The organism is Agrobacterium sp. NPDC089420, from assembly GCF_044900305.1.
GTDB lineage: Bacteria > Pseudomonadota > Alphaproteobacteria > Rhizobiales > Rhizobiaceae > Agrobacterium.
In genome coordinates this window covers 19,910-38,901 of record NZ_JBJDMY010000007.1, presented here as the reverse complement: position 1 = coordinate 38,901, position 18,992 = coordinate 19,910, and the positions used below count along the sequence as shown (strand labels likewise).

Sequence of the window (18,992 nt, the reverse complement as noted above, 5' to 3'; positions counted from 1 at the left end):
TCCACAGGCGCTTCACACAATATCTTGTGGTTAAAAATGCGTTTCAATCTAGCGCTTGACGAATCTACGCCGTAGGAGGAAAGTGACAGTTATGTTGCGGCGGCAACGGACCGGAAAGTAACGAGGCCGGTTCTTCTCCATCTTTAGCGCGCAAGTCCAAACGGCGCCCCGGCCATGAGGGGGCGGTTCGCCGGTGGTTTTTCTGCGCCTTGCGGAACCGCCAAAAACATGATGCAGGGACTGGCAGCAGGAAAGTGTTAACACTATATATAGTAGGCTTGCAGCCATCTTAAACACGAGATACAGGGATGACATCCAAGGATGAACATCCCTTTCAGATCGGCAACAACCGGCTGCGCGAAGGCATCGCACGGCTGGACCGGATTTTTGCGCCCTTGACCGGGCGCCCAATGGACGAGGACAGGAAACCATGCGCATTGAACGCCGCTTCACGAAGCCCGGCCAATCGCCTTATGCGGAGATCGACTTCCGCAAGGCCGTCAGTGAAATCAAGAACCCGGACGGATCGATCGTGTTCCGTCTGGCGGACATCGACGTTCCCGCGCAGTTCAGCCAGGTTGCCACCGACGTTCTGGCGCAGAAATATTTCCGCAAGGCCGGCGTGCCGAAGTTCCTGAAGAAGGTCGAGGAAAACGATGTTCCTTCCTTCCTGTGGCGCTCCGTTCCCGACGAAAAGGCCCTGAAGGATGTGCCGGAAGCCGAGCGTTTCGGCTCCGAAACCGATGCGCGTCAGGTTTTCGACCGTCTGGCTGGCACCTGGGCCTATTGGGGCTGGAAGGGCAAATATTTCTCGTCCGAAGAAGATGCTCTGGCCTTCCGCGACGAGCTTGCCTACATGCTCGCCACCCAGCGCGTTGCGCCGAATTCCCCGCAATGGTTCAACACCGGCCTGCACTGGGCCTATGGCATCGATGGCCCCGGCCAGGGCCATTTCTATGTCGACCCCTTCACCGGCAAGCTGACCAAGTCCAAGTCCGCTTACGAACATCCGCAGCCGCATGCCTGCTTCATCCAGTCCGTTGAGGACGACCTCGTCAATGAAGGCGGCATCATGGACCTGTGGGTGCGTGAAGCCCGCCTGTTCAAATACGGTTCCGGCACCGGCTCCAACTTCTCCTATCTGCGCGGCGAAGGCGAAAAGCTTTCCGGCGGCGGCCGCTCCTCCGGCCTGATGAGCTTCCTCAAGATCGGCGACCGCGCAGCCGGCGCCATCAAGTCCGGCGGCACCACTCGCCGGGCGGCGAAGATGGTCGTTGTCGATGCCGACCATCCGGATATCGAAGCCTATATCGACTGGAAGGTGAACGAGGAGCAGAAGGTTGCCGCTCTCGTGACCGGCTCCAAGATCGTCGCCAAGCACCTGAAGGCGATCATGAAGGCCTGCGTCAACTGCGAGGCTGACAATGGCGATTGCTTCGACCCGGCCAGAAACCCTGCCCTGAAGCGCGAAATTCGCGCTGCCAAGAAGGACATGGTGCCGGAGAACTACGTCAAGCGCGTCATCCAGTTCGCCGAACAGGGTTACAAGGACATCCAGTTCAAGACCTATGACACGGACTGGGATTCGGAAGCCTATCTGACGGTATCCGGCCAGAACTCCAACAATTCCGTATCCTTGAAGGATGACTTCCTGCGCGCTGTCGAAAATGACGGCGACTGGAACCTCACCGCCCGCAAGGACGGCAAGGTCATGAAGACGCTGAAGGCCCGCGACCTCTGGGAAAAGATTTCCCACGCCGCCTGGGCATCGGCAGACCCCGGCCTGCACTTCAACACCACCATGAACGACTGGCACACCTCGCCGGCCGCCGGCCCGATCCGCGCCTCCAACCCGTGCTCGGAATATATGTTCCTCGACGACACGGCCTGCAACCTCGCCTCGCTGAACCTTCTGCAGTTCAAGGATCAGGCGACGAAGCGCATCGATATCGCCGATTACGAACATGCCGTTCGTCTGTGGACCGTCGTGCTCGAAGTCTCGGTGATGATGGCGCAGTTCCCGTCGCGCCAGATCGCCGAACTCTCCTATGAATACCGCACGCTCGGCCTCGGTTACGCCAATATCGGCGGCCTCCTGATGTCCTCGGGCATTCCCTATGACAGCGCCGAAGGCCGCGCCATCGCCGGTGCGCTCACCGCCATCATGACCGGCGTGTCTTACGCCACCTCGGCCGAAATGGCCGGCGAGCTTGGCCCCTTCCCGGGCTTTGCCCCGAACCGCGACAACATGCTGCGCGTCATCCGCAACCACCGCCGCGCCGCCCTTGGCGAGGCGAATGGTTATGAAGGCCTGTCGGTCAACCCGGTCGCACTCATCCATGGCGATTGCCCGGATCAGGACCTGATCGCCCATGCCGTCGCCGCCTGGGACAAGGCGCTGGCGCTTGGCGAACAGCACGGCTACCGCAACGCCCAGACGACGGTTATCGCGCCCACCGGCACGATCGGCCTCGTGATGGATTGCGACACGACCGGCATCGAGCCCGATTTCGCGCTGGTGAAGTTCAAGAAGCTCGCCGGCGGCGGTTACTTCAAGATCATCAACCGTGCGGTTCCGGATGCGCTGCGTTCGCTTGGGTATTCCGAAAGCCAGATCGCCGAGATCGAGGCTTATGCCGTCGGTCATGGCAATCTCAACCAGGCGCCCGGCATCAACCCCTCGACGCTGAAGGCCAAGGGCTTCACCGATGAGAAGATCGAGGCCGTCAACGGCGCGCTGAAAAGCGCCTTCGACATCAAATTCGTCTTCAACCAGTGGACGCTCGGCGCCGACTTCCTCAAGGAGACGCTGAAAGTTTCCGACGAGCAGCTCGCCGACATGAGCTTCAACCTGCTGGAGCACCTCGGCTTCGGCAAGAAGGACATCGAAGCGGCGAACGTTCACGTCTGCGGCGCGATGACGCTGGAAGGCGCACCGTTCCTGAAGGCAGAGCACCTGGCGGTGTTCGATTGCGCCAACCCCTGCGGCAAGATCGGCAAGCGGTATCTCTCGGTCGAATCGCATATCCGCATGATGGCGGCGGCACAGCCCTTCATCTCGGGTGCGATCTCCAAGACGATCAACATGCCGAACGACGCGACGGTTGAGGATTGCGGCAGCGCCTACATGCTCTCCTGGAAACTGGCGCTGAAGGCAAACGCCCTTTACCGCGATGGCTCCAAGCTTTCCCAGCCGCTCAACGCCTCGCTGGTGGAAGACGAGGACGAAGAAGACCTGATCGAAGAGCTGATCCAGCAGCCGGCTGCCCAGCAGGCCGTGACGATCACCGAAAAGATCGTCGAGCGCGTCATCGAGCGTGTCTCGCGCGAGCGGGAAAAGCTGCCGAACCGCCGTCAGGGTTACACCCAGAAGGCGACCGTCGGCGGGCACAAGGTCTATCTGCGCACCGGCGAATTCGGTGACGGCCGCATCGGCGAAATCTTCATCGACATGCACAAGGAAGGTGCGGCCTTCCGTGCGATGATGAACAACTTCGCCATCGCCATTTCGCTCGGCCTGCAATATGGCGTGCCGCTGGAAGAATATGTGGAGGCCTTCACCTTCACCAAGTTCGAACCGGCCGGCATGGTGCAGGGCAACGACGCGATTAAGAACGCGACCTCGATCCTCGACTACGTGTTCCGCGAACTCGCCGTCTCCTATCTCGGCCGCCACGATCTGGCCCATGTCGATACGTCGGATTTCTCCAATACGGCGCTCGGCAAGGGTATCCAGGAAGGCAAGACCAACCTCGTTTCCACCGGCTGGACCCGCGGCTACAAGCCGACGCTGGTGTCCAGCAATGGCGGCGAACGTTCGTCTTCCGAACCGAAGGGGGCGGCAACGGCAGCCCCTGCCCGCGCCTCGGCCAACGTGACCTCCTTTGCCGGCTCCGCCGCCCGCAAGCTGGAACCGACTGTCGCCATCGCGACCTCCGAAATCGTCTCCTTCAAACGGGACTATGAAGAGCGCGCCAAGGAACTGGCCGAAGAAATCGCCGAGGAAGTGATAGACGAGGTCGTCCAGGAATCCCAGCAGACCGCCACCGCCCTCTTCTCCGACAAGGCCGCCGCAGACGCTGCTTCGGCCAAGACGGAAGCCAAGAAGGTGGAAAACGAACGCCGCATGCGCTCGATTGCTCAAGGGTATACCGGCAACATGTGCTCGGAATGCCAGAACTTCACGATGGTGCGGAATGGCACTTGCGAGAAGTGCGATACTTGCGGTGCGACGAGCGGTTGCAGCTAAGCGTTAGCTTAGGCACCAAAAAATGATTAATCTTGAGGGCTCTTTCAGATATGAAGGAGCCCTTATTGTTTTGATGTTTTATTTATTGCACTACTGGAAACCCGTAGTTCACAATGTTATATTTCGAATGGGATGCACATAAGGCGTCAACCAATCTCGCCAAACATGGCGTCAGTTTTGAAACCGCCCGCAACGTTTTTGACGATCCCTTCGCTGTGGATATGGAAGACCGTTCGGCGAATTATGGTGAAGTTCGACGGCGTATAGTGGGATTAGGCAACGGATTGGTTCTGACCGTTATCTACACCGAACGAAGCGAAACAATCCGCATCATTTCCGCACGAAAAGCGACACGTGCAGAGCGTAAGGAATATGGCGACGATGGCTGGTAAAATCGATCAAACCGACTGGGTCCGTCTTCACGCCATGACCGACGAAGAAGCGGAAGCCAATGCGCTGGCCGATCCAGACAATCCGCCGCTTTCCGCCAAACAGCTCGCCTCGGCACCCAGAATGCCGCGCATCAAGATCATCCGCCGGGCGCTGAAGCTGACACAGGAAGAGTTCTCCGTCCGTTATCATATTCCGCTCGGGACCCTGCGCGATTGGGAACAGGGCCGCAGCGAGCCGGATCAACCGGCCCGCGCCTATCTGAAAGTCATCGCCGTTGACCCCGAGGGAACGGCAGCCGCGCTCCGAAAGGGCGCGGCCTGACCCGCCTCACCCCATAAAATCCAGCAGCAACTTCACATTCAACCCCGCAATCACCACCGCGATCAGCCAGGCAAAGGCCGAGAGCCACAGCGGCGAGCGCAACTCACCCATCTTGGCCTTGTCGGCGGTGAACATCACCAGCGGGAAGACGGCGAAGGAGAGTTGCAGGCTGAGCACCACCTGCGTCAGGATCAGCAGTTCCGCCGTGCCGCTGTCGCCATAGAAGATGGTGACGCAGGCGGCGGGTACGATGGCGATGGCGCGGGTGATGAGGCGGCGCAGCCAGGGGGCGAGCCGCATCTTGAGAAACCCTTCCATCACGATCTGGCCGGCAAGCGTTGCCGTGACGGTGGAATTGATGCCGCAGCATAAAAGCGCCACGCCGAACAGCGTCGGCGCAATGGCAAGGCCGAGCAGCGGCGCCAGCAGATTATGCGCTTCGCCGAGTTCGGCGACATTGGTCTGCCCCGCCTTGTTGAAGGTCGCCGCCGCCAGAATGAGGATCGAGGCGTTGATGAGCAGCGCAAACATCAGCGCGATGGTGGAATCGAGCGTCGCGAATTTCAGCGCCTCGCGTTTTTCGGCAAGGGTTTCGCCGATTTCGCGGGTCTGCACGATGCCGGAATGCAGATAGAGATTATGCGGCATGACAGTCGCACCCAGAATGCCGAGCGCCAGATAGAGCATGTCCGGATTGGTAACGATCTCGGTCGTCGGCGCAAAACCGAGGATCACCTGCCCCCAGTCGGGATCGGCGAGCGCCACCTGAATGGCGAAACACACGGCGATGACGCCAAGCAGCGTGATGACCAGCGCCTCCACCCAGCGGAAACCGAGCTTCTGCAGATAAAGGATCAGGAAGACATCGAGCGCGGTGATGAGAACGCCCAGTTCCAGCGGAATGCCGAAGATCAGGTTGAGGCCGATGGCCGTGCCGATCACCTCGGCAATATCGGTGGCGATGATGGCGATTTCCGCCAGCAGCCACAGAACCATGGCCACGGGTTTCGGATAGGCGTCACGACACGCCTGGGCGAGATCGCGGCCGGAGGCGATCGCCAGACGGGCGCAGAGCGATTGCAGCACGATCGCCATGATGTTCGAAACCAGCGCGACGGTGAGCAGCGTGTAACCGAATTTGGAGCCGCCGGCGAGCGATGTCGCCCAGTTGCCCGGATCCATGTAACCGACCGCAACGAGATAGCCCGGTCCGAAAAACGCCATCGCCCGGCGAAACGTGCCGGCATTCGGCTTGATCCTGATCGAACCATGCACGTCGGACAGCGACAGATCGTCGCCATTCCGCCGCCATCCAAAGACAGGCCTGTCCATTATCTGAACTTTCAAAAGGGAGGATGATGTGATGCAATTGCAAATCATTCGCATAAACGGAAGAGGCTGGCAAGCGGGCTTTTGAGCGGCATGCGCTCACCGGCGATGGCCGGGCGTTTTGCCGGCGCGCATCGCCGCACGGGAACGTTGAATAAGCCGGAACCGGCCTCCTCCAGCGCGCGCAGAAGGCCCGCAATGCGCGCCGGCCCGCGGCAGGCTTGCGCCTGTCGACGGCGCCGGCCCATTGACAGTTGTGATGACGTACCATGTACACAGAGGCGCGATACACATCAGGCATCTTTCAGAAGGAGCAGCCGCGTGAACCTGATTGCCCATGTCGAAATCCCCGTCGTTGATATTGAAAGGGCGATGCGTTTTTACGGCGCCGTTTTCGATGTGAGCTTTGCGGAAATCGTCACGATCCACGACAATAAAATGGCCTATTTTCCCTTCGAGGAAGGCAAGGACGGCGCAAGCGGCGCGCTCGCGCAAGGTGAGACCTATGTTCCGACGAAAGACGGGGCGATCATCTATCTTGGCGTGAAGGACATTGACGACGTGCTCGAGAGAGCCGTGCGGCAAGGCAGCGAAATCCTGTTTGCCAAAACGCCGGTCGATGACACGCTCTTCGTCGCCGAAATTTCCGACAGCGAGGGAAACCGCATCGCGATCCAGTCCGCCTGATCGGCCGGTTGCGTCGCGAACCGAAGAATGGACGGGACATCCTTCCGGTTTGCGCGCCGCGCCCGTTGCTGCGAAAGCTCCGGCCGCGCCTGTCACGGTCCTCACGGCCTTGTCATTGCGCCTGCCCGGCGGGCGCGGAACAGCCGCGCGCATGCCGGCGTTGATCTTTCAGGAAGCAACTGAATTCCGGGGAAGCTCATGCGACACCGCAATAAATTCAGCCTGGTGAACCATCCGAGCCGATGGCCGGAATATATCATGGCGCATCGACGGCCGCGCGACTGGCTGATGACGATCAGCGGCATCGTGCTCTTGTTCGTGGTCGCCGCCGCCGTCGCCATGGGTTATCTGGTCACCAGCCATCCCGGCAAGCCGGAGCCCAATTCCGGCATCGTGGAGGAACGGGCAGCGGAAAACGGCGGATAAGCGAAAACAGCGCAGCACACGCCGCGCTCAATCAGCTGAGGCCGGCAAGATGCCCGCTGAACTGCGCCTCGTGCAGGCGGCTGTAATGGCCCTTGGCGGCCAGAAGTTCGGCATGGCCGCCGGTTTCAGCAATGCCTGTCTGGTCCACCACCACGATGCGCGAGGCATCGCGGATCGTCGCCAGCCGGTGGGCGATGACGAGCGTGGTGCGGCCTCTGGCAAGCTCCGTCAGCGATTGCTGGATGGCCCGTTCGGTTTCCGTGTCGAGCGCCGAGGTCGCCTCGTCCAGAATGAGGATCGGCGGGTTCTTGAGGAACATGCGGGCGATGGCAAGGCGTTGCTTCTGCCCGCCCGACAATTTCACACCACGCTCGCCGATGACAGTATCAAGCCCGAGCGGCATGGCCTCGATGACGCTGTCGAGACGCGCGCGACGCGCGGCATCCATGATCTGCGCGTCAGAAGCGCCAAGCCGGCCATATTCGATATTCTCGCGGATCGTGCCGCCGAACAGGAAGACATCCTGCTGCACGATGCCGATCTGGTTGCGCAGCGACGCGAGCTTCATCTTGCGGATATCGATGCCGTCAATGGTGATCGCACCGCTGGTGACATCGTAAAAGCGCGGCAGAAGCGAGCAGAGCGTCGTCTTGCCTGCCCCGGACGGGCCAACGAAAGCGACCGTCTCGCCGGCGCTGATCTTCAGGTCGATATTGGTAAGCACCTGTTTGCCCTCGGCATAACCGAAACCGACATGGCGATATTCGATGGCGCCGGAAAGCGCCGGCGCCTCAATCGCATCCGGCGCATCGACGATATCGGGCGCGGTATCCAGAAGTTCAGTGAAGCGGCGGAACCCGGCAATGCCCTTCGGATAGGTCTCGATGACCGAATTGATCTTTTCCACCGGCCGGAAAAACACGCCGACCAGCAGCAGGAAGCCGACAAAACCGCCTTCCGTCAGGCTACCCGTCAGCACGAACCAGGCGCCGCAGATCATCACGATCATCTGCGTCAGGCGCATGCTCATATAGCTGAGCGAGGTGCTGGCCGCCATGATCTTGTAGGCGTCGAGCTTGGTGCGGCGGTATTTCTGGTTGTCCTTCTCGAACAGCGCGCGCTCGTGGTCCTCGTTGGCGAAGGCCTGCACCACCCGCATGCCGCCGACATTTTCCTCGATACGGGCGTTGAAGTCCCCCACCCGGCCATAAAGCGCGCGGAAATTCTGCGTCATGCGGCCGCCGTAACGGCTGGTCACCCAGGCGGTAACCGGCACGACGGCGGCGGTGATGAGCGCCAGCGGCACGTTGACCGACAGCATCAGCAGGAAGGCGCCGATGAAGGTCATGATGGCGATGAACAGATCTTCCGGACCGTGATGGGCCACCTCGCCGATCTCTTCCAGATCCTTGGTCAGCCGCCCGACCAGATGCCCGGTCTTCTGGTTGTCGAAATAACGGAAGGAGAGCTTCTGCAGATGATCGAAGGCAAGCCGCCGCATGTCGGTTTCGATATTGATGCCGAGCATGTGTCCCCAATAGGTGACGGTCGCCATCAGCCCGGTATTCAGCACGTAGATGACAAGCAGCCCCACGGAGGCGGCCAGGATGATGGCCCATTCACCGCCCGGCAAAAGCACGTCGACAAAGGCCTTCACGGCCATCGGAAAACCGAGTTCCAGCACGCCGGACAAAACCGCGCAGGAAAAGTCGAGGATGAAGAGACCACGATAGGGACGGTAATAGGCGAAGAAACGGCGCAGCATGGCATGACCTGGAGAGCGGGCGCGGCAAAACGCGCGCCGCGGAAAAACGGGAGTTTAATTGTCATATTTCAATGCGCGCGCCAAGACCGATGTTCTATTTTTACCAAAATCGTTCAATAGCTTCCGCAATAAACACACAACGGTAATGTGATCGGATTATATTGCACTTATATGTATCGGTGTGACAGAGTGAATGCACCCCTTTTGGGGGAGAATGCGAGAAAGAGCCTGCCGTGAGTAACAATGACAGCCGTAAGCAGAGTGGCGAACCGAGATGGCTTGGTCCCGCCAGCCCGACGCGGATCGCCCTGATCCCGCCGATTTCGGCTGCGCGCTGGCTTCTCGTTCTCGTCGCCCTTGCGGGCATTTATTTCTTCCACGGTTTTCTGGTTCCGGTTCTCGCCGCCCTCGTCATCGGCTTCGCCAGCTGGCCGGTCTATACCCGGCTTTTGCGGCAGGTGGGCGGCAACACCACGCTCGGCGCCACCATCGCCATCATCCTCATCCTCGCCTTCCTCGTGGTGCCGATCTTCATCGCCGCCTCCTATACGGCAAGTGAAATCCGCGAATGGTTCGGCTGGGCGGTGCATGTCAACAAGACCGGCGCGCCGGTGCCCGAATGGATCGCGGCGCTGCCCGGCATCGGCCCGTGGCTCAGCGAGCAATGGGTGAAATATATCGGCACGCCGGGCGCCATCGGCGAGGTCATCCAGCTCGTCAGCGGCGCCAATATCGGCAATATCTACCGGGCGATCCTGGCCGCCGGCAACGGCGCCTTCCATCTGGTGCTGACCCTGCTCTTCATGCTGATCGCGCTGTTCTTCGTTTACCGCAACGGCGCGGGCTTCACCCGCCAGGTCGACCTCGTAGGCGAACGCATCCTGCCGACACGCTGGGAGCGCATTTCCCGCGTCGTGCCCGCCACCATCAGCTCCACCGTCACCGGCATGACGCTGATCGCCATCGGCGAAGGCATCATCCTCGGCGTCGCCTACTGGATCGCCGGCGTGCCCTCGCCCGTCACGCTGGGCGTGCTCACCGGCGTCATGGCGCTCATTCCCGGCGGCGCACCGCTCTCGTTTACGCTGGTGTCGATCTATCTGGTCGCCAGCGGCTCGCCTGCCTACGGTCTGGCGCTGTTCGTCTGGGGTTCGGTCGAACTCTTCATCGTCGACAAGACCATCCGCCCGAAACTCGTCGGCGGACCGATCAAGCTGCCATTCCTGCCCACCTTTTTCGGCCTTGTCGGCGGCGTCAAGACCATGGGTTTCCTCGGCCTCTTCATCGGCCCGGTGCTGATGGCGCTTCTGGTCGCGATCTGGCGCGAATGGGTGCGTGAAGTGGAACTCTCTTCCGCCAGCGCCGAGGCTGCGCCTCCGCCGCCCAAGCAGGAAGACGCCGTTGATGAGATTGCCGCGCTTGAAGACAATAGCGAGGAAACGACGGCGTTTCGCAAAGCAGCGTTTTGAGATTGGTGAGGCCGGCGGCAGACGCCGCTGCTCCGGGCCGACAGATAATCCTCAAGCCCCGCATCCGTCATGCTCGGGCCTGTGTCCCGAGCATCTGCCGCCGGTTGATCCCACGATACGGGACCGGATCCTAGGCGTGGGGCCGAGGATGACGCCGAGAGAATGTTTACCCGTGGAATCCAGACCGGACAGCCGTGGCTGGGCGGAGGACGGCGTGCAGGATGCGGTAATATCCCGCGTAGGCTTAAAGCGCCTTCTCCATGAACAGACTCAGCGGATCCGGCCTGTAGGGCGCAAAAGCCTCGATCTCCACAAATCCCGCCTTGCGGTAAAGACCGATCGCTTCCGGCTGGCTGATGCCGGTTTCGAGCCGGATGGCGGAAAGGCCAAGTTCGACGCCACGCGCAACGAGCGTATCCATGATCAGCTTGCCGATCCGCAATCCCCGCGCATCGGGATCGACGAACATGCGCTTGACCTCCGCAGTGCCGTCGCCCGCCTCCACCAGCGCGCCGCAGCCGACCACGCGGCCCTCGTGCCGGGCCACGAAAAACGAGACATTGTCCTTCTCCAGCTGGCCGATATCGACCAGATGATTGCTCTCGGCGGGATAAAGCGAGGCCATATAGGCGTTGGAAAGGTCGATGAGCCGCAAGACCGCTTCCTGCCGGGGAGTTTCAAGCTTGATTTCGGTGGCCAATGCGATGCCTGCTTTCTCTCAAAAAATGCGTATTTCGTCGTAATGTCACTGCAATCGCGATAGATGAGTTTCTAGAGCATTATTCCCGACAGAGGCAACACACCCCATGAAAACAGCCCTCGTTCTCATGACCTTCCTTGGCTGCGACGACAGCGCCACCGATTGCCATTATCTCGCCACCTCGCAGCAGCGCTGGACAAGCATCGAGCTCTGCGACGCCGTGTCGGAAAAGGAACTGGAACGCTACGCCAATGCGTCCTACCCGGTCGTGGTGGCCGTGTGCCAGACGCCGGGCGAACAGAGCCCGCAGACGGCCGGCACGCAGCCCCCTGCTGCGGCACCCGCCGATGCACAGCCGGCAACGGCGGCGGTTACGCCGAAGGAAGAGGAAAGCCTCACCAGACAGGCGATCAGCCGCGTCAGCCGCATCCTGCCTTCCACCGAGGGCATAAAGCACTTCCTGGGAACGCCGGTCAGGATGGTCGAAAACAGCTATTCGTGGATTGCCAAGCGGTTCGATAAGTGATTGCGGGAAATGCCACGCCAGTTTCTTTGCCGCTGCGACGCAGAGTTTTCCTCTGAGAGGAAAGCGCCCACGCCCTCATTCCTGTGCTTGTCACAGGAATGAGGGTGAGAGGATGCACTTCATCGGAAAATTAGGGCACTCAGGGGATTTGCATAAGCCGGAAAACAACCAGCTCTTACGCCGCCTCGACCGAAAGCGCTTGCGCATAATACCGCGCCTTCTGCCGTTCTTCCGCAACAGCGAGCTTGCGCACGGCATGCAGCAGTTCGAACAGCGTTTCCGAGCCGTCGACGTCGCGAAAATGCGCCAGCAACTCGGCCGAGACGGAGGCCGCCGCCTCCGAAAGCTGCGAACGGGCGGCGCGCCGCCACATCAGCGTCGCCTCGATGAAGACGTCGACGACATCGCCAGAAAGACCGATCGACTGGAACAGGGCCTTCAGCGCATGCGGCCGGCCGGTTGCCAGAATGGCGCGTACCTTGCGGTCTTCGAGGCCGGAGAGATTGACCATCGCCGCAGTGAAGAATTCCAGACGCCCCGAACAGACGGCGTGGATGAGCAGCGCCGGCGTCAGCTCCAGCCTCTGGCGCAGATGTTCCACCAGCGCCGGCATTTCCGGCGAGGGAACGCCGGCGGCGATGAGGATGGTGGCGGAATCCTCCGCCTCGCGGAAAAGACTGTCGGCGCGGCTGCGCGCGATCATCGCATGAACCAGCCCTGAACCCGCCAGCGCTTCGCTGATGCGGCCCATCAGCAGATGACGCGCATCGGCGGGCAACTCGTCGCGGCGCAGCAGGAGGTCGCGGATGTCGGCGTCCGAACCATGGCGCTCGGCAATGCGCCGCAGTGAAAACGGCGTGATGAAGGCCTCTTCATTTTCGAGCAGGATGATGGTTTCCGGCAGGTCGCCGACTTCGGCAAGCGCCGCGCAGACCCCGCGCGGCAGGCCGGGCCTTGCGGCAATCAGGGACCGCGTCAGGCTTTCGCCGCGGCCGGCGAGATCGACCAGATCGGCCTCGCCGAGAGCCGGTGAACGGGCAATCACCGTGCAGGCGATTTCCGGCTGATCTTCGGCAAGGGAAACAAGAATGGCGCGCGGCGCGTCCTGGGCGTCCGCCAGCGCCTCGGCGAGCGCCAACCGTACCCGCGGCGACGGATCGTCGAGCAGATAGGTCATCGCCATATAGGCGGCGTCGCGGTTTTCCCGCGCCATGCCGGACTGCAGATAGGCGCGGCCGAGGGCATTGGCAGCCTTTGCCCGCTCGGTCGATCCAGCCTTTTCAGACCAGCGAAGAAATGCCTGTACGATCACCTGAGCCTCGAAACACATTCGCAACAATGGATGGCGGCATCATCGCCGCCGCCATGTATAAAACTCTAGGCGCAAATGGTTTACGTTTGGTTCACCATAAAGATTAACCTTCGCCGGCGAAGGACTATATTGACGGGGCAGCGGTCGGTCGCTGCAGCTGGAAGACATCGCTGCCGCCGTCGCAGTAATCCATATAGCCCATGCGCGCCACGGGTCGCGCAAGCCCCATGTCGATACGGCCGTCGCGAATGATCGTTTCATCGATATGGATCGCCATGACCTGGCCGATCACCATCCACGAATCCGTCGGTCGATCCTCGATGTCCCTGAGCTGCTGTATCTGGGTCGCGCGGCATTCGAGAACGGCCAGCGCCTCGCCCACCAAGGGCGCATCCACCGCCCGGCCATCGACGGCGGTGAGACCGGCAAGGGCGAATTCATCGACATCATAGGCAACCGGTGCGGAAGAGGCATTCATCCGGTCGATCAGGTGACGGCTGACGAGATTGGCGGTGAAAACGCCGGTCTCCTCGACATTGCGCAGACTGTCCTTCCTGCCGCTGGAAGAGAACATGACAAGCTTCGGCCGGTCCGAAATCGCGTTGAAGAAGGAATAGGGCGAGAGGTTGATGGAACCGTCCCTGCCCTTGGAGCCGATCCAGCCGATCGGCCGCGGCGCGACGATGGCCTTGAACGGATCATGCGGCAGACCGTGCTGGTTGGTGTCGGTGGTGTAGAACATCAATTGTCCCCAACCCAGGTGACGACATCGGCAAGCTCCGGCCGCGGCCGTTCCACCGGCGGGAATGTCGTCGAGCCGATGTGAATATAGCCCGCCACCTTCTCTTCCTGGCCGACACCGGTTTGCGCCAGGAAGGCCGGGTCGAAGGCAAGCCATTCCGTCAGCCAGTTCGCGGCAAAGCCGCTGGCATTGGCGGCGAAGATGACGTTGAGGCACACGGCGCCGGCGGACATGACCTGTTCCCATTCCGGAATCTTGAAATGCGGCTTTGCGGTGCTGATGACGGCAATGACGACGGGCGCGCGGGTAAAGCGGGTACGCTCTGCTTCCTGCTGCTGCGGGTCGAGCGCGGGGTTCTTCTCGAGTGCGATCCGCAGCGCCGTCTCACCGAGACGCACGCGCTCCTCGCCGCGATAGACCACGAAACGCCAGGGCGCGAGCTTGCCGTGATCCGGCACGCGGACGGCAAGGCGCAGGATGTCCTCGATTTGCCCCTTGGAAGGTCCCGGCTCGGCAAGTTGCAGGGCGGGCGTCGAACGGCGAACCTTGAGATAGTCGAGGAGCTTGATATCGCTTGTCATGATCAAAAATCTTCCATTCTGCTGTCATCGCGAAAACATGGGCCTTGAAATAGCCACGGCATTGGTTTTGAAGTGATGCGGGAAAATCAAGAAGTCAATCGGTATCGAAAATGTCGGCAATCAAAATCGCGGCCAAATTCGCGACATGTCTCGCCATTGCATGCGCCGCGCTCGGCGTTTTGTCACAAGCCGCTTTGTCGCAGGACGCCTTTAAGGACTTCAAGCAGCTCGGCGGCACGCCGAAAATGCCGAAACTCAATGCTTTCACCGCGCCTTCCACTCCCAACGCCCCGGAAAGCACCGCCCGCGATATCGCCATGGAAGCCAAGCTGACGAGCGAGGGCGAAGCGGTGAAGGAAGGCCTGTCCTGGCGCGTCTTCAGCCCCATTCCGGGTGCGGACGGCAAATTGCCGATGCTGGCAAGCTCGGAAGGCGGCTCGGCGGAATTCCATCTGGTGCCGGGCGAATATTTCGTCAACGTCGCCTTTGGCCGCGCCGGGGTCACCAAGAAGCTCAACGTCCCGACCTCCGGCAACGTCCAGAAGCAGGTGCTCATCCTCGACGCCGGCGGCTTCGTGCTGAATGCGGTCGCGGGCTCCGACAGGCAGATTTCCGGCAACCAGCTGAAATTTTCCGTCTATTCCTCCGATGCCCGCGCCGATGGCGAACGCGGCCTCGTCATGGCCGACATCAAGCCCAACACCATTGTCCGCCTCAATGCCGGCACCTATCACGTGGTTTCCGAATATGGCAATGTCAACGCGGTGGTGCGCGCCGATATCCAGGTGGAGGCCGGCAAGCTTACCGAAGCGACCCTGCAGCACCGGGCGGCGCAGATCACCCTGAAGCTGGTATCCGAAGAAGGCGGCGAAGCCATCGCCGATACCGCCTGGTCGGTGCTGAACGGCGGCGGCGACGTGGTGAATGAAAGCGTCAGCGCCTTTTCGACCATGGTGCTGGCGGAAGGTGAATATACCGCCATCGCCCGCAACAAGGACAAGGTTTTCCAGCGCAACTTCAAGGTCACGTCCGGCCGGGATTCCGATGTGGAAGTGCTGATGAAGGACCAGGCGCCGGAAGACATGACCGGCGATTTCGAGTGATCTGCACTCCCCCGCAAGAGCGGAGCAGCCCGATAGCGACAACATGTCACGCCACCCGGAAATGAGACGGTTTTCGCAAAAAACCTGTCTCAACGTCTCCATCCGCCGATAAAATCGCTCCCATCTGAAAAATTCATTCGCACCGCATCCACAGGCTGCGCGTTCAGGCCGCCATGCGGGCCAAAACTTGATTGACATAATCAAATTTAACGCCGATTGAAACCTCGACGTGGGCAGTCGTCGGCCGGGCAACCGGTGAGGAACGCCGGGGGGAGCGCGTATTGTCATTGCTTTCTTAAGGAAAGGACGTTCCGTGTCTCGATTTAGTCATTTGTCAAAATTCTTTGCCGTCGTCGCCACGGTCACGGCGGCCGCTTTCAGCGCCGCGGCGACAGAATACCCCGTTACCGTCACCGACATTTCCGGTCGCAGCGTCGAGATAAAATCCGAGCCGCAGCGCATCGTGGTCCAGGACGGCCGCGACATATTCGCGCTTTCGCTGCTGGATCGCGACGACCCGTTGAAGCGCGTGGTCGCCTGGAACAACATCGTCTCCCGCTCCGATCCCCAGAGCTGGAACGTCTTCAAGACGACATGGCCCGAAAGCGCCGCGAAGGCGGTCGACATGAAATTCGGTGACGAAGGCCAGATCAATTTCGAACAGGTCGTCGCCGCCAAGCCGGATCTCATCATCTACCAGGTCCGCGTCCGCAATGCGCTGGAGGAGGGCGATGCGCTCAAGCGTTTCGAAAGCCTCGGCGTCCCCGTTCTCTTGATCGACACAGAGCTGGAGCCGGCGATCAACGCGCCGAAAACGGTATCCTTGCTCGGCACCGCCCTGAACCGGGAAAAGGAAGCCAAGGAATATACCGATTTTTATGCGGCAAGGCTTGCCGAGATCAACAAGGCGATCGAAGGCAAGGAAAAACCGAAAGTCTTCGTTGAGGCAAAGGCGGGACAAAAAGGCCCTGAATCCTGCTGCTTCACCCATGGCGACGTTTATTGGGGCAAGCTTGTTTCCGAAGCCGGCGGCATCAACCTCGGCAGTGCGCTCGTCAAGGGCCGCACGGGCGACGTCACGCTGGAAACCATCATCTCGTCGGCTCCCGATGTTTTCGTCATGACCGGCTCGCCATTCTCCAACGACGGCTCCGTCTCCCCGCCCTTCGGCATCGGTGCGGACAAGGCCGGGATCGAGGCCGCCCTCGGCGCGCTGGAAAAACGCAAGGGCTTCGACCTGATCAAGGCCGTGAAGAACGACCGCGTTTACGGCATCTATCATCAGCTTTATGCCAGCGCCATGAACATCTATGCGCTCGAATATCTTGCGAAGGCCTTCTATCCGGATGCCCTGAAAAATCTGGATCCGGAAGCGGATCTGGAAAAGATCGTCACCGAGTTCACCGGCCTGCCGAAGACCATGAAGGTCGTCTTTGGCGCCAAGGCGCCTGGAGCCGGCAACTGATGAGTGACAGCACCGCGCCGCTGGCGGACGCTTCCGCCACCAGCCGCTATCAGACGACGATCGCCACCCGTGTGGCGATCGTTATCGTATTGGCCCTGGCGGCTTTGGCGGCCTTTATCATCGACATCATGCTGGGTTCGGGAACGCTGCCGCTCAAGACGGTCCTGCTGGCGCTCTGGTCGCCTGAAACGGCGGATGCCGGCGCCGTCTTTATCGTCTGGGAACTGCGCATGCCGATGACGCTCATGGCGCTGATCACCGGAATCAGCCTTTCGCTCTCCGGCCTGTTGATGCAGACGATCCTTGACAACCCTCTTGCCGAACCCTTCACGCTCGGCGTCTCGTCGGCGGCAGGTTTTGGCGCTTCGCTCTCGCTCGGTTACAGCGTATCGCTTGCCGGCCTGCTGCCGTGGCTGCCCGGAGAACTGATAACGGCGGTCAACGCGTTCTTATTCGCGCTTCTGGCGGCGCTGCTCGTCCTGGGCCTTTCGCGCGGCGGCGCCAGCGTCCAGTCCGTAACGCTGCTGGGCATCGCCCTACATTTCGTTTTCAGCTCGCTGCTGTCGCTCGTGCAATATATGGCAAGCGTCGATCAGCTGCAGAGCATCGTCTTCTGGCTGATGGGATCCCTGCAACGGGCAACCTGGCTGAAGGTTTCGATCACCGCCGCCGCCGGCGCGCTTCTGATACCCGTGGTGCTGCTTAACGCCTGGTCGCTGACGGCGCTCAAAAGCTTCGGTGAACAGGCAACGGTGCTGGGCGTCAACGTCAAGCGCCTGCGGGTGGTCATGCTGATCATCTCCGCCCTCCTTGCCGGCATGGTGACCGCCGTGGTCGGCATCATCGGCTTCATCGGTCTCGTCGCCCCGCATGTGGCGCGAATGCTGGTCGGCGAGGACCACCGTTTCAGTATAGCGGCGACGATTGCCGTCGGCGCGGTTTTCGCGACCTTTGCCTCCATCGCCACCAAAATGATCGTCCCCGGCGCCGTCCTGCCGCTCGGCATGGTCACGGCGCTGACCGGCCTGCCCTTCTTCATCGTGCTGGTCATGCGCAACATGAAGGGAGGAGGCCTGTGACAAGACTGGAACTCTCCGCTTACGACGTCGCCATCGGCGGGAAAAATGTCGTCAGAAATATCGGCCTTCGCCTCGAGGGCGGAATCGTCACGGCGGTACTCGGACCCAACGGGGCAGGCAAATCGACCTTCATGAAAGGGCTGTGCGGCCTGCGCAAGGCGCGCGGCCAGGCGCTTCTGGACGGTGCCGACCTGCTGACCATGCCGCCCTCCGCCCGCGCCAATCTCGTCGGATACGTGGCGCAGGACACCTCGCATCTTTCCGTTCGCCTCAGCGTCTTCGAACTGCTGATGCTGGCGCAGAACGGCGGCCGCCATAGCTGGCGGGCGACGCCGCAAAGCGGCAGGCGCGCCGAAAATATTCTGGCGGTGCTGGGATTGGAACGGTTCACGCACGCAACGCCTGCCGGCCTTTCGGGAGGCGAGCGCCAGATGATCGCACTCGCGCTCGCGCTCGTGCGTCAGCCGAAACTGCTGCTCCTCGACGAACCGACCTCGGCGCTCGATCTCGCCAATCAGCTGCATATGCTGGACGTTGTTCAGAAATACACGCGCGAGCACGGGATCGTCACGATCACGATCCTGCATGACCTGAACCTCGCCACGCGTTATGCCGATCTGGCGCTGCTGCTTGACCAGGGGGAGGAAATCTCCAAGGGACCGACGCGTGAAATCCTCACCGTCGAACAACTGGCGCGGCTATACCGGGTCGAATGCCGCATGGTCGATGTCGATAACGGGGCTTATTCGGCGATCTACCCGCTGGCGGTCATTCCGGCGGTCTCCGGGTAAATCCGGCGTCAGATCCAAAAATCGTCAAAATAAAAAGGGGACCGGTTACCGGTC

17 protein-coding genes are annotated in these 18,992 nt (G+C 61.0%); 11 read left to right on the top strand and 6 right to left on the bottom strand.

What is annotated here, in order from left to right; genetic code table 11:
- Positions 1–430 precede the first annotated feature (430 nt).
- The 3 genes from ACI2KA_RS12845 to ACI2KA_RS12835 all read left to right on the top strand — a co-directional run bounded on the left by ACI2KA_RS12845 (position 431) and on the right by ACI2KA_RS12835 (position 4,963).
- Positions 431–4,249, top strand: a complete 3,819-nt coding sequence (locus ACI2KA_RS12845; RefSeq protein ID WP_404502577.1) for a vitamin B12-dependent ribonucleotide reductase — start codon at positions 431–433, stop codon at positions 4,247–4,249.
- A gap of 113 nt (positions 4,250–4,362) precedes the next feature.
- On the top strand, positions 4,363–4,641 hold the full coding sequence (locus ACI2KA_RS12840) for a BrnT family toxin (protein WP_404502575.1): 279 nt from the start codon (positions 4,363–4,365) through the stop codon (positions 4,639–4,641).
- Positions 4,631–4,963, top strand: a complete 333-nt coding sequence (locus ACI2KA_RS12835; RefSeq protein WP_404502573.1) for a helix-turn-helix domain-containing protein — start codon at positions 4,631–4,633, stop codon at positions 4,961–4,963. Before ACI2KA_RS12840 ends, ACI2KA_RS12835 begins: the two co-directional genes overlap by 11 nt.
- A gap of 6 nt (positions 4,964–4,969) precedes the next feature.
- On the opposite strand, the gene ACI2KA_RS12830 is transcribed toward ACI2KA_RS12835, so the two are convergent.
- Positions 4,970–6,295 carry an Nramp family divalent metal transporter gene (locus ACI2KA_RS12830; RefSeq protein ID WP_404502571.1) on the bottom strand — a complete coding sequence of 442 codons (1,326 nt, stop codon included), beginning with the start codon at positions 6,293–6,295 and terminating at the stop codon, positions 4,970–4,972.
- Between the two features lie 318 nt (positions 6,296–6,613).
- Between ACI2KA_RS12830 and ACI2KA_RS12825 the strand changes: the two genes are divergently transcribed.
- The gene (locus ACI2KA_RS12825; RefSeq protein WP_404502569.1) at positions 6,614–6,979 is read left to right on the top strand and encodes a VOC family protein; all 366 of its coding nucleotides are present in this window, start codon (positions 6,614–6,616) and stop codon (positions 6,977–6,979) included.
- A gap of 198 nt (positions 6,980–7,177) precedes the next feature.
- Positions 7,178–7,405, top strand: a complete 228-nt coding sequence (locus ACI2KA_RS12820; protein WP_404502567.1) for a hypothetical protein — start codon at positions 7,178–7,180, stop codon at positions 7,403–7,405.
- A gap of 31 nt (positions 7,406–7,436) precedes the next feature.
- Here the strand turns inward: ACI2KA_RS12820 and ACI2KA_RS12815 are convergent, their stop codons facing one another.
- Complete coding sequence (locus tag ACI2KA_RS12815; protein ID WP_404502565.1) at positions 7,437–9,170, bottom strand: ABC transporter ATP-binding protein; 1,734 nt, start codon at positions 9,168–9,170, stop codon at positions 7,437–7,439.
- 233 nt (positions 9,171–9,403) lie between these two features.
- Between ACI2KA_RS12815 and ACI2KA_RS12810 the strand changes: the two genes are divergently transcribed.
- Positions 9,404–10,639, top strand: coding sequence for an AI-2E family transporter (locus tag ACI2KA_RS12810; protein ID WP_404502563.1), 1,236 nt, complete (start codon positions 9,404–9,406; stop codon positions 10,637–10,639).
- A gap of 244 nt (positions 10,640–10,883) precedes the next feature.
- Here the strand turns inward: ACI2KA_RS12810 and ACI2KA_RS12805 are convergent, their stop codons facing one another.
- Positions 10,884–11,339 (bottom strand): GNAT family N-acetyltransferase, encoded by a 456-nt coding sequence (locus ACI2KA_RS12805; protein WP_404502561.1) that lies wholly within the window; start codon positions 11,337–11,339, stop codon positions 10,884–10,886.
- 106 nt (positions 11,340–11,445) lie between these two features.
- Between ACI2KA_RS12805 and ACI2KA_RS12800 the strand changes: the two genes are divergently transcribed.
- Positions 11,446–11,865 (top strand): hypothetical protein, encoded by a 420-nt coding sequence (locus tag ACI2KA_RS12800; protein WP_404502559.1) that lies wholly within the window; start codon positions 11,446–11,448, stop codon positions 11,863–11,865.
- A gap of 175 nt (positions 11,866–12,040) precedes the next feature.
- Here ACI2KA_RS12800 and ACI2KA_RS12795 read toward each other — a convergent pair whose 3' ends face one another.
- The 3 genes from ACI2KA_RS12795 to ACI2KA_RS12785 form a co-directional block, all read right to left on the bottom strand.
- The gene (locus tag ACI2KA_RS12795) at positions 12,041–13,195 is read right to left on the bottom strand and encodes a DUF2336 domain-containing protein (protein WP_404502557.1); all 1,155 of its coding nucleotides are present in this window, start codon (positions 13,193–13,195) and stop codon (positions 12,041–12,043) included.
- A gap of 106 nt (positions 13,196–13,301) precedes the next feature.
- Positions 13,302–13,919 (bottom strand): flavin reductase family protein, encoded by a 618-nt coding sequence (locus ACI2KA_RS12790; protein WP_404502555.1) that lies wholly within the window; start codon positions 13,917–13,919, stop codon positions 13,302–13,304.
- Positions 13,919–14,500, bottom strand: coding sequence for a nitroreductase (locus tag ACI2KA_RS12785; RefSeq protein ID WP_404502554.1), 582 nt, complete (start codon positions 14,498–14,500; stop codon positions 13,919–13,921). The genes ACI2KA_RS12790 and ACI2KA_RS12785 overlap by 1 nt, the downstream gene beginning before the upstream one ends.
- Positions 14,501–14,610: 110 nt before the next feature.
- Between ACI2KA_RS12785 and ACI2KA_RS12780 the strand changes: the two genes are divergently transcribed.
- The 4 genes from ACI2KA_RS12780 to ACI2KA_RS12765 all read left to right on the top strand — a co-directional run bounded on the left by ACI2KA_RS12780 (position 14,611) and on the right by ACI2KA_RS12765 (position 18,938).
- The gene (locus ACI2KA_RS12780) at positions 14,611–15,603 is read left to right on the top strand and encodes a hypothetical protein (RefSeq protein ID WP_404502552.1); all 993 of its coding nucleotides are present in this window, start codon (positions 14,611–14,613) and stop codon (positions 15,601–15,603) included.
- Positions 15,604–15,916: 313 nt separating this feature from the next.
- Entirely contained in the window at positions 15,917–17,068 is a 1,152-nt protein-coding gene (locus ACI2KA_RS12775; RefSeq protein ID WP_404502550.1) for an ABC transporter substrate-binding protein, read from the top strand.
- The gene (locus tag ACI2KA_RS12770; RefSeq protein WP_404502549.1) at positions 17,068–18,147 is read left to right on the top strand and encodes a FecCD family ABC transporter permease; all 1,080 of its coding nucleotides are present in this window, start codon (positions 17,068–17,070) and stop codon (positions 18,145–18,147) included. Before ACI2KA_RS12775 ends, ACI2KA_RS12770 begins: the two co-directional genes overlap by 1 nt.
- Positions 18,144–18,938 (top strand): ABC transporter ATP-binding protein, encoded by a 795-nt coding sequence (locus ACI2KA_RS12765; RefSeq protein WP_404502547.1) that lies wholly within the window; start codon positions 18,144–18,146, stop codon positions 18,936–18,938. Before ACI2KA_RS12770 ends, ACI2KA_RS12765 begins: the two co-directional genes overlap by 4 nt.
- Positions 18,939–18,992 lie beyond the last annotated feature (54 nt).

Bases quoted from the DNA above. Each gene is read 5' to 3' on its own strand.
- ACI2KA_RS12845 (WP_404502577.1), top strand. From the start codon at position 431: ATGCGCATTGAACGCCGCTTCACGAAGCCCGGCCAATCGCCTTATGCG.
- ACI2KA_RS12840 (WP_404502575.1), top strand. From the start codon at position 4,363: ATGTTATATTTCGAATGGGATGCACATAAGGCGTCAACCAATCTCGCC.
- ACI2KA_RS12835 (WP_404502573.1), top strand. From the start codon at position 4,631: ATGGCTGGTAAAATCGATCAAACCGACTGGGTCCGTCTTCACGCCATG.
- ACI2KA_RS12830 (WP_404502571.1), bottom strand. From the start codon at position 6,295: ATGGACAGGCCTGTCTTTGGATGGCGGCGGAATGGCGACGATCTGTCG.
- ACI2KA_RS12820 (WP_404502567.1), top strand. From the start codon at position 7,178: ATGCGACACCGCAATAAATTCAGCCTGGTGAACCATCCGAGCCGATGG.
- ACI2KA_RS12815 (WP_404502565.1), bottom strand. From the start codon at position 9,170: ATGCTGCGCCGTTTCTTCGCCTATTACCGTCCCTATCGTGGTCTCTTC.
- ACI2KA_RS12800 (WP_404502559.1), top strand. From the start codon at position 11,446: ATGAAAACAGCCCTCGTTCTCATGACCTTCCTTGGCTGCGACGACAGC.
- ACI2KA_RS12795 (WP_404502557.1), bottom strand. From the start codon at position 13,195: ATGTGTTTCGAGGCTCAGGTGATCGTACAGGCATTTCTTCGCTGGTCT.
- ACI2KA_RS12790 (WP_404502555.1), bottom strand. From the start codon at position 13,919: ATGTTCTACACCACCGACACCAACCAGCACGGTCTGCCGCATGATCCG.
- ACI2KA_RS12785 (WP_404502554.1), bottom strand. From the start codon at position 14,500: ATGACAAGCGATATCAAGCTCCTCGACTATCTCAAGGTTCGCCGTTCG.
- ACI2KA_RS12780 (WP_404502552.1), top strand. From the start codon at position 14,611: ATGTCGGCAATCAAAATCGCGGCCAAATTCGCGACATGTCTCGCCATT.
- ACI2KA_RS12770 (WP_404502549.1), top strand. From the start codon at position 17,068: ATGAGTGACAGCACCGCGCCGCTGGCGGACGCTTCCGCCACCAGCCGC.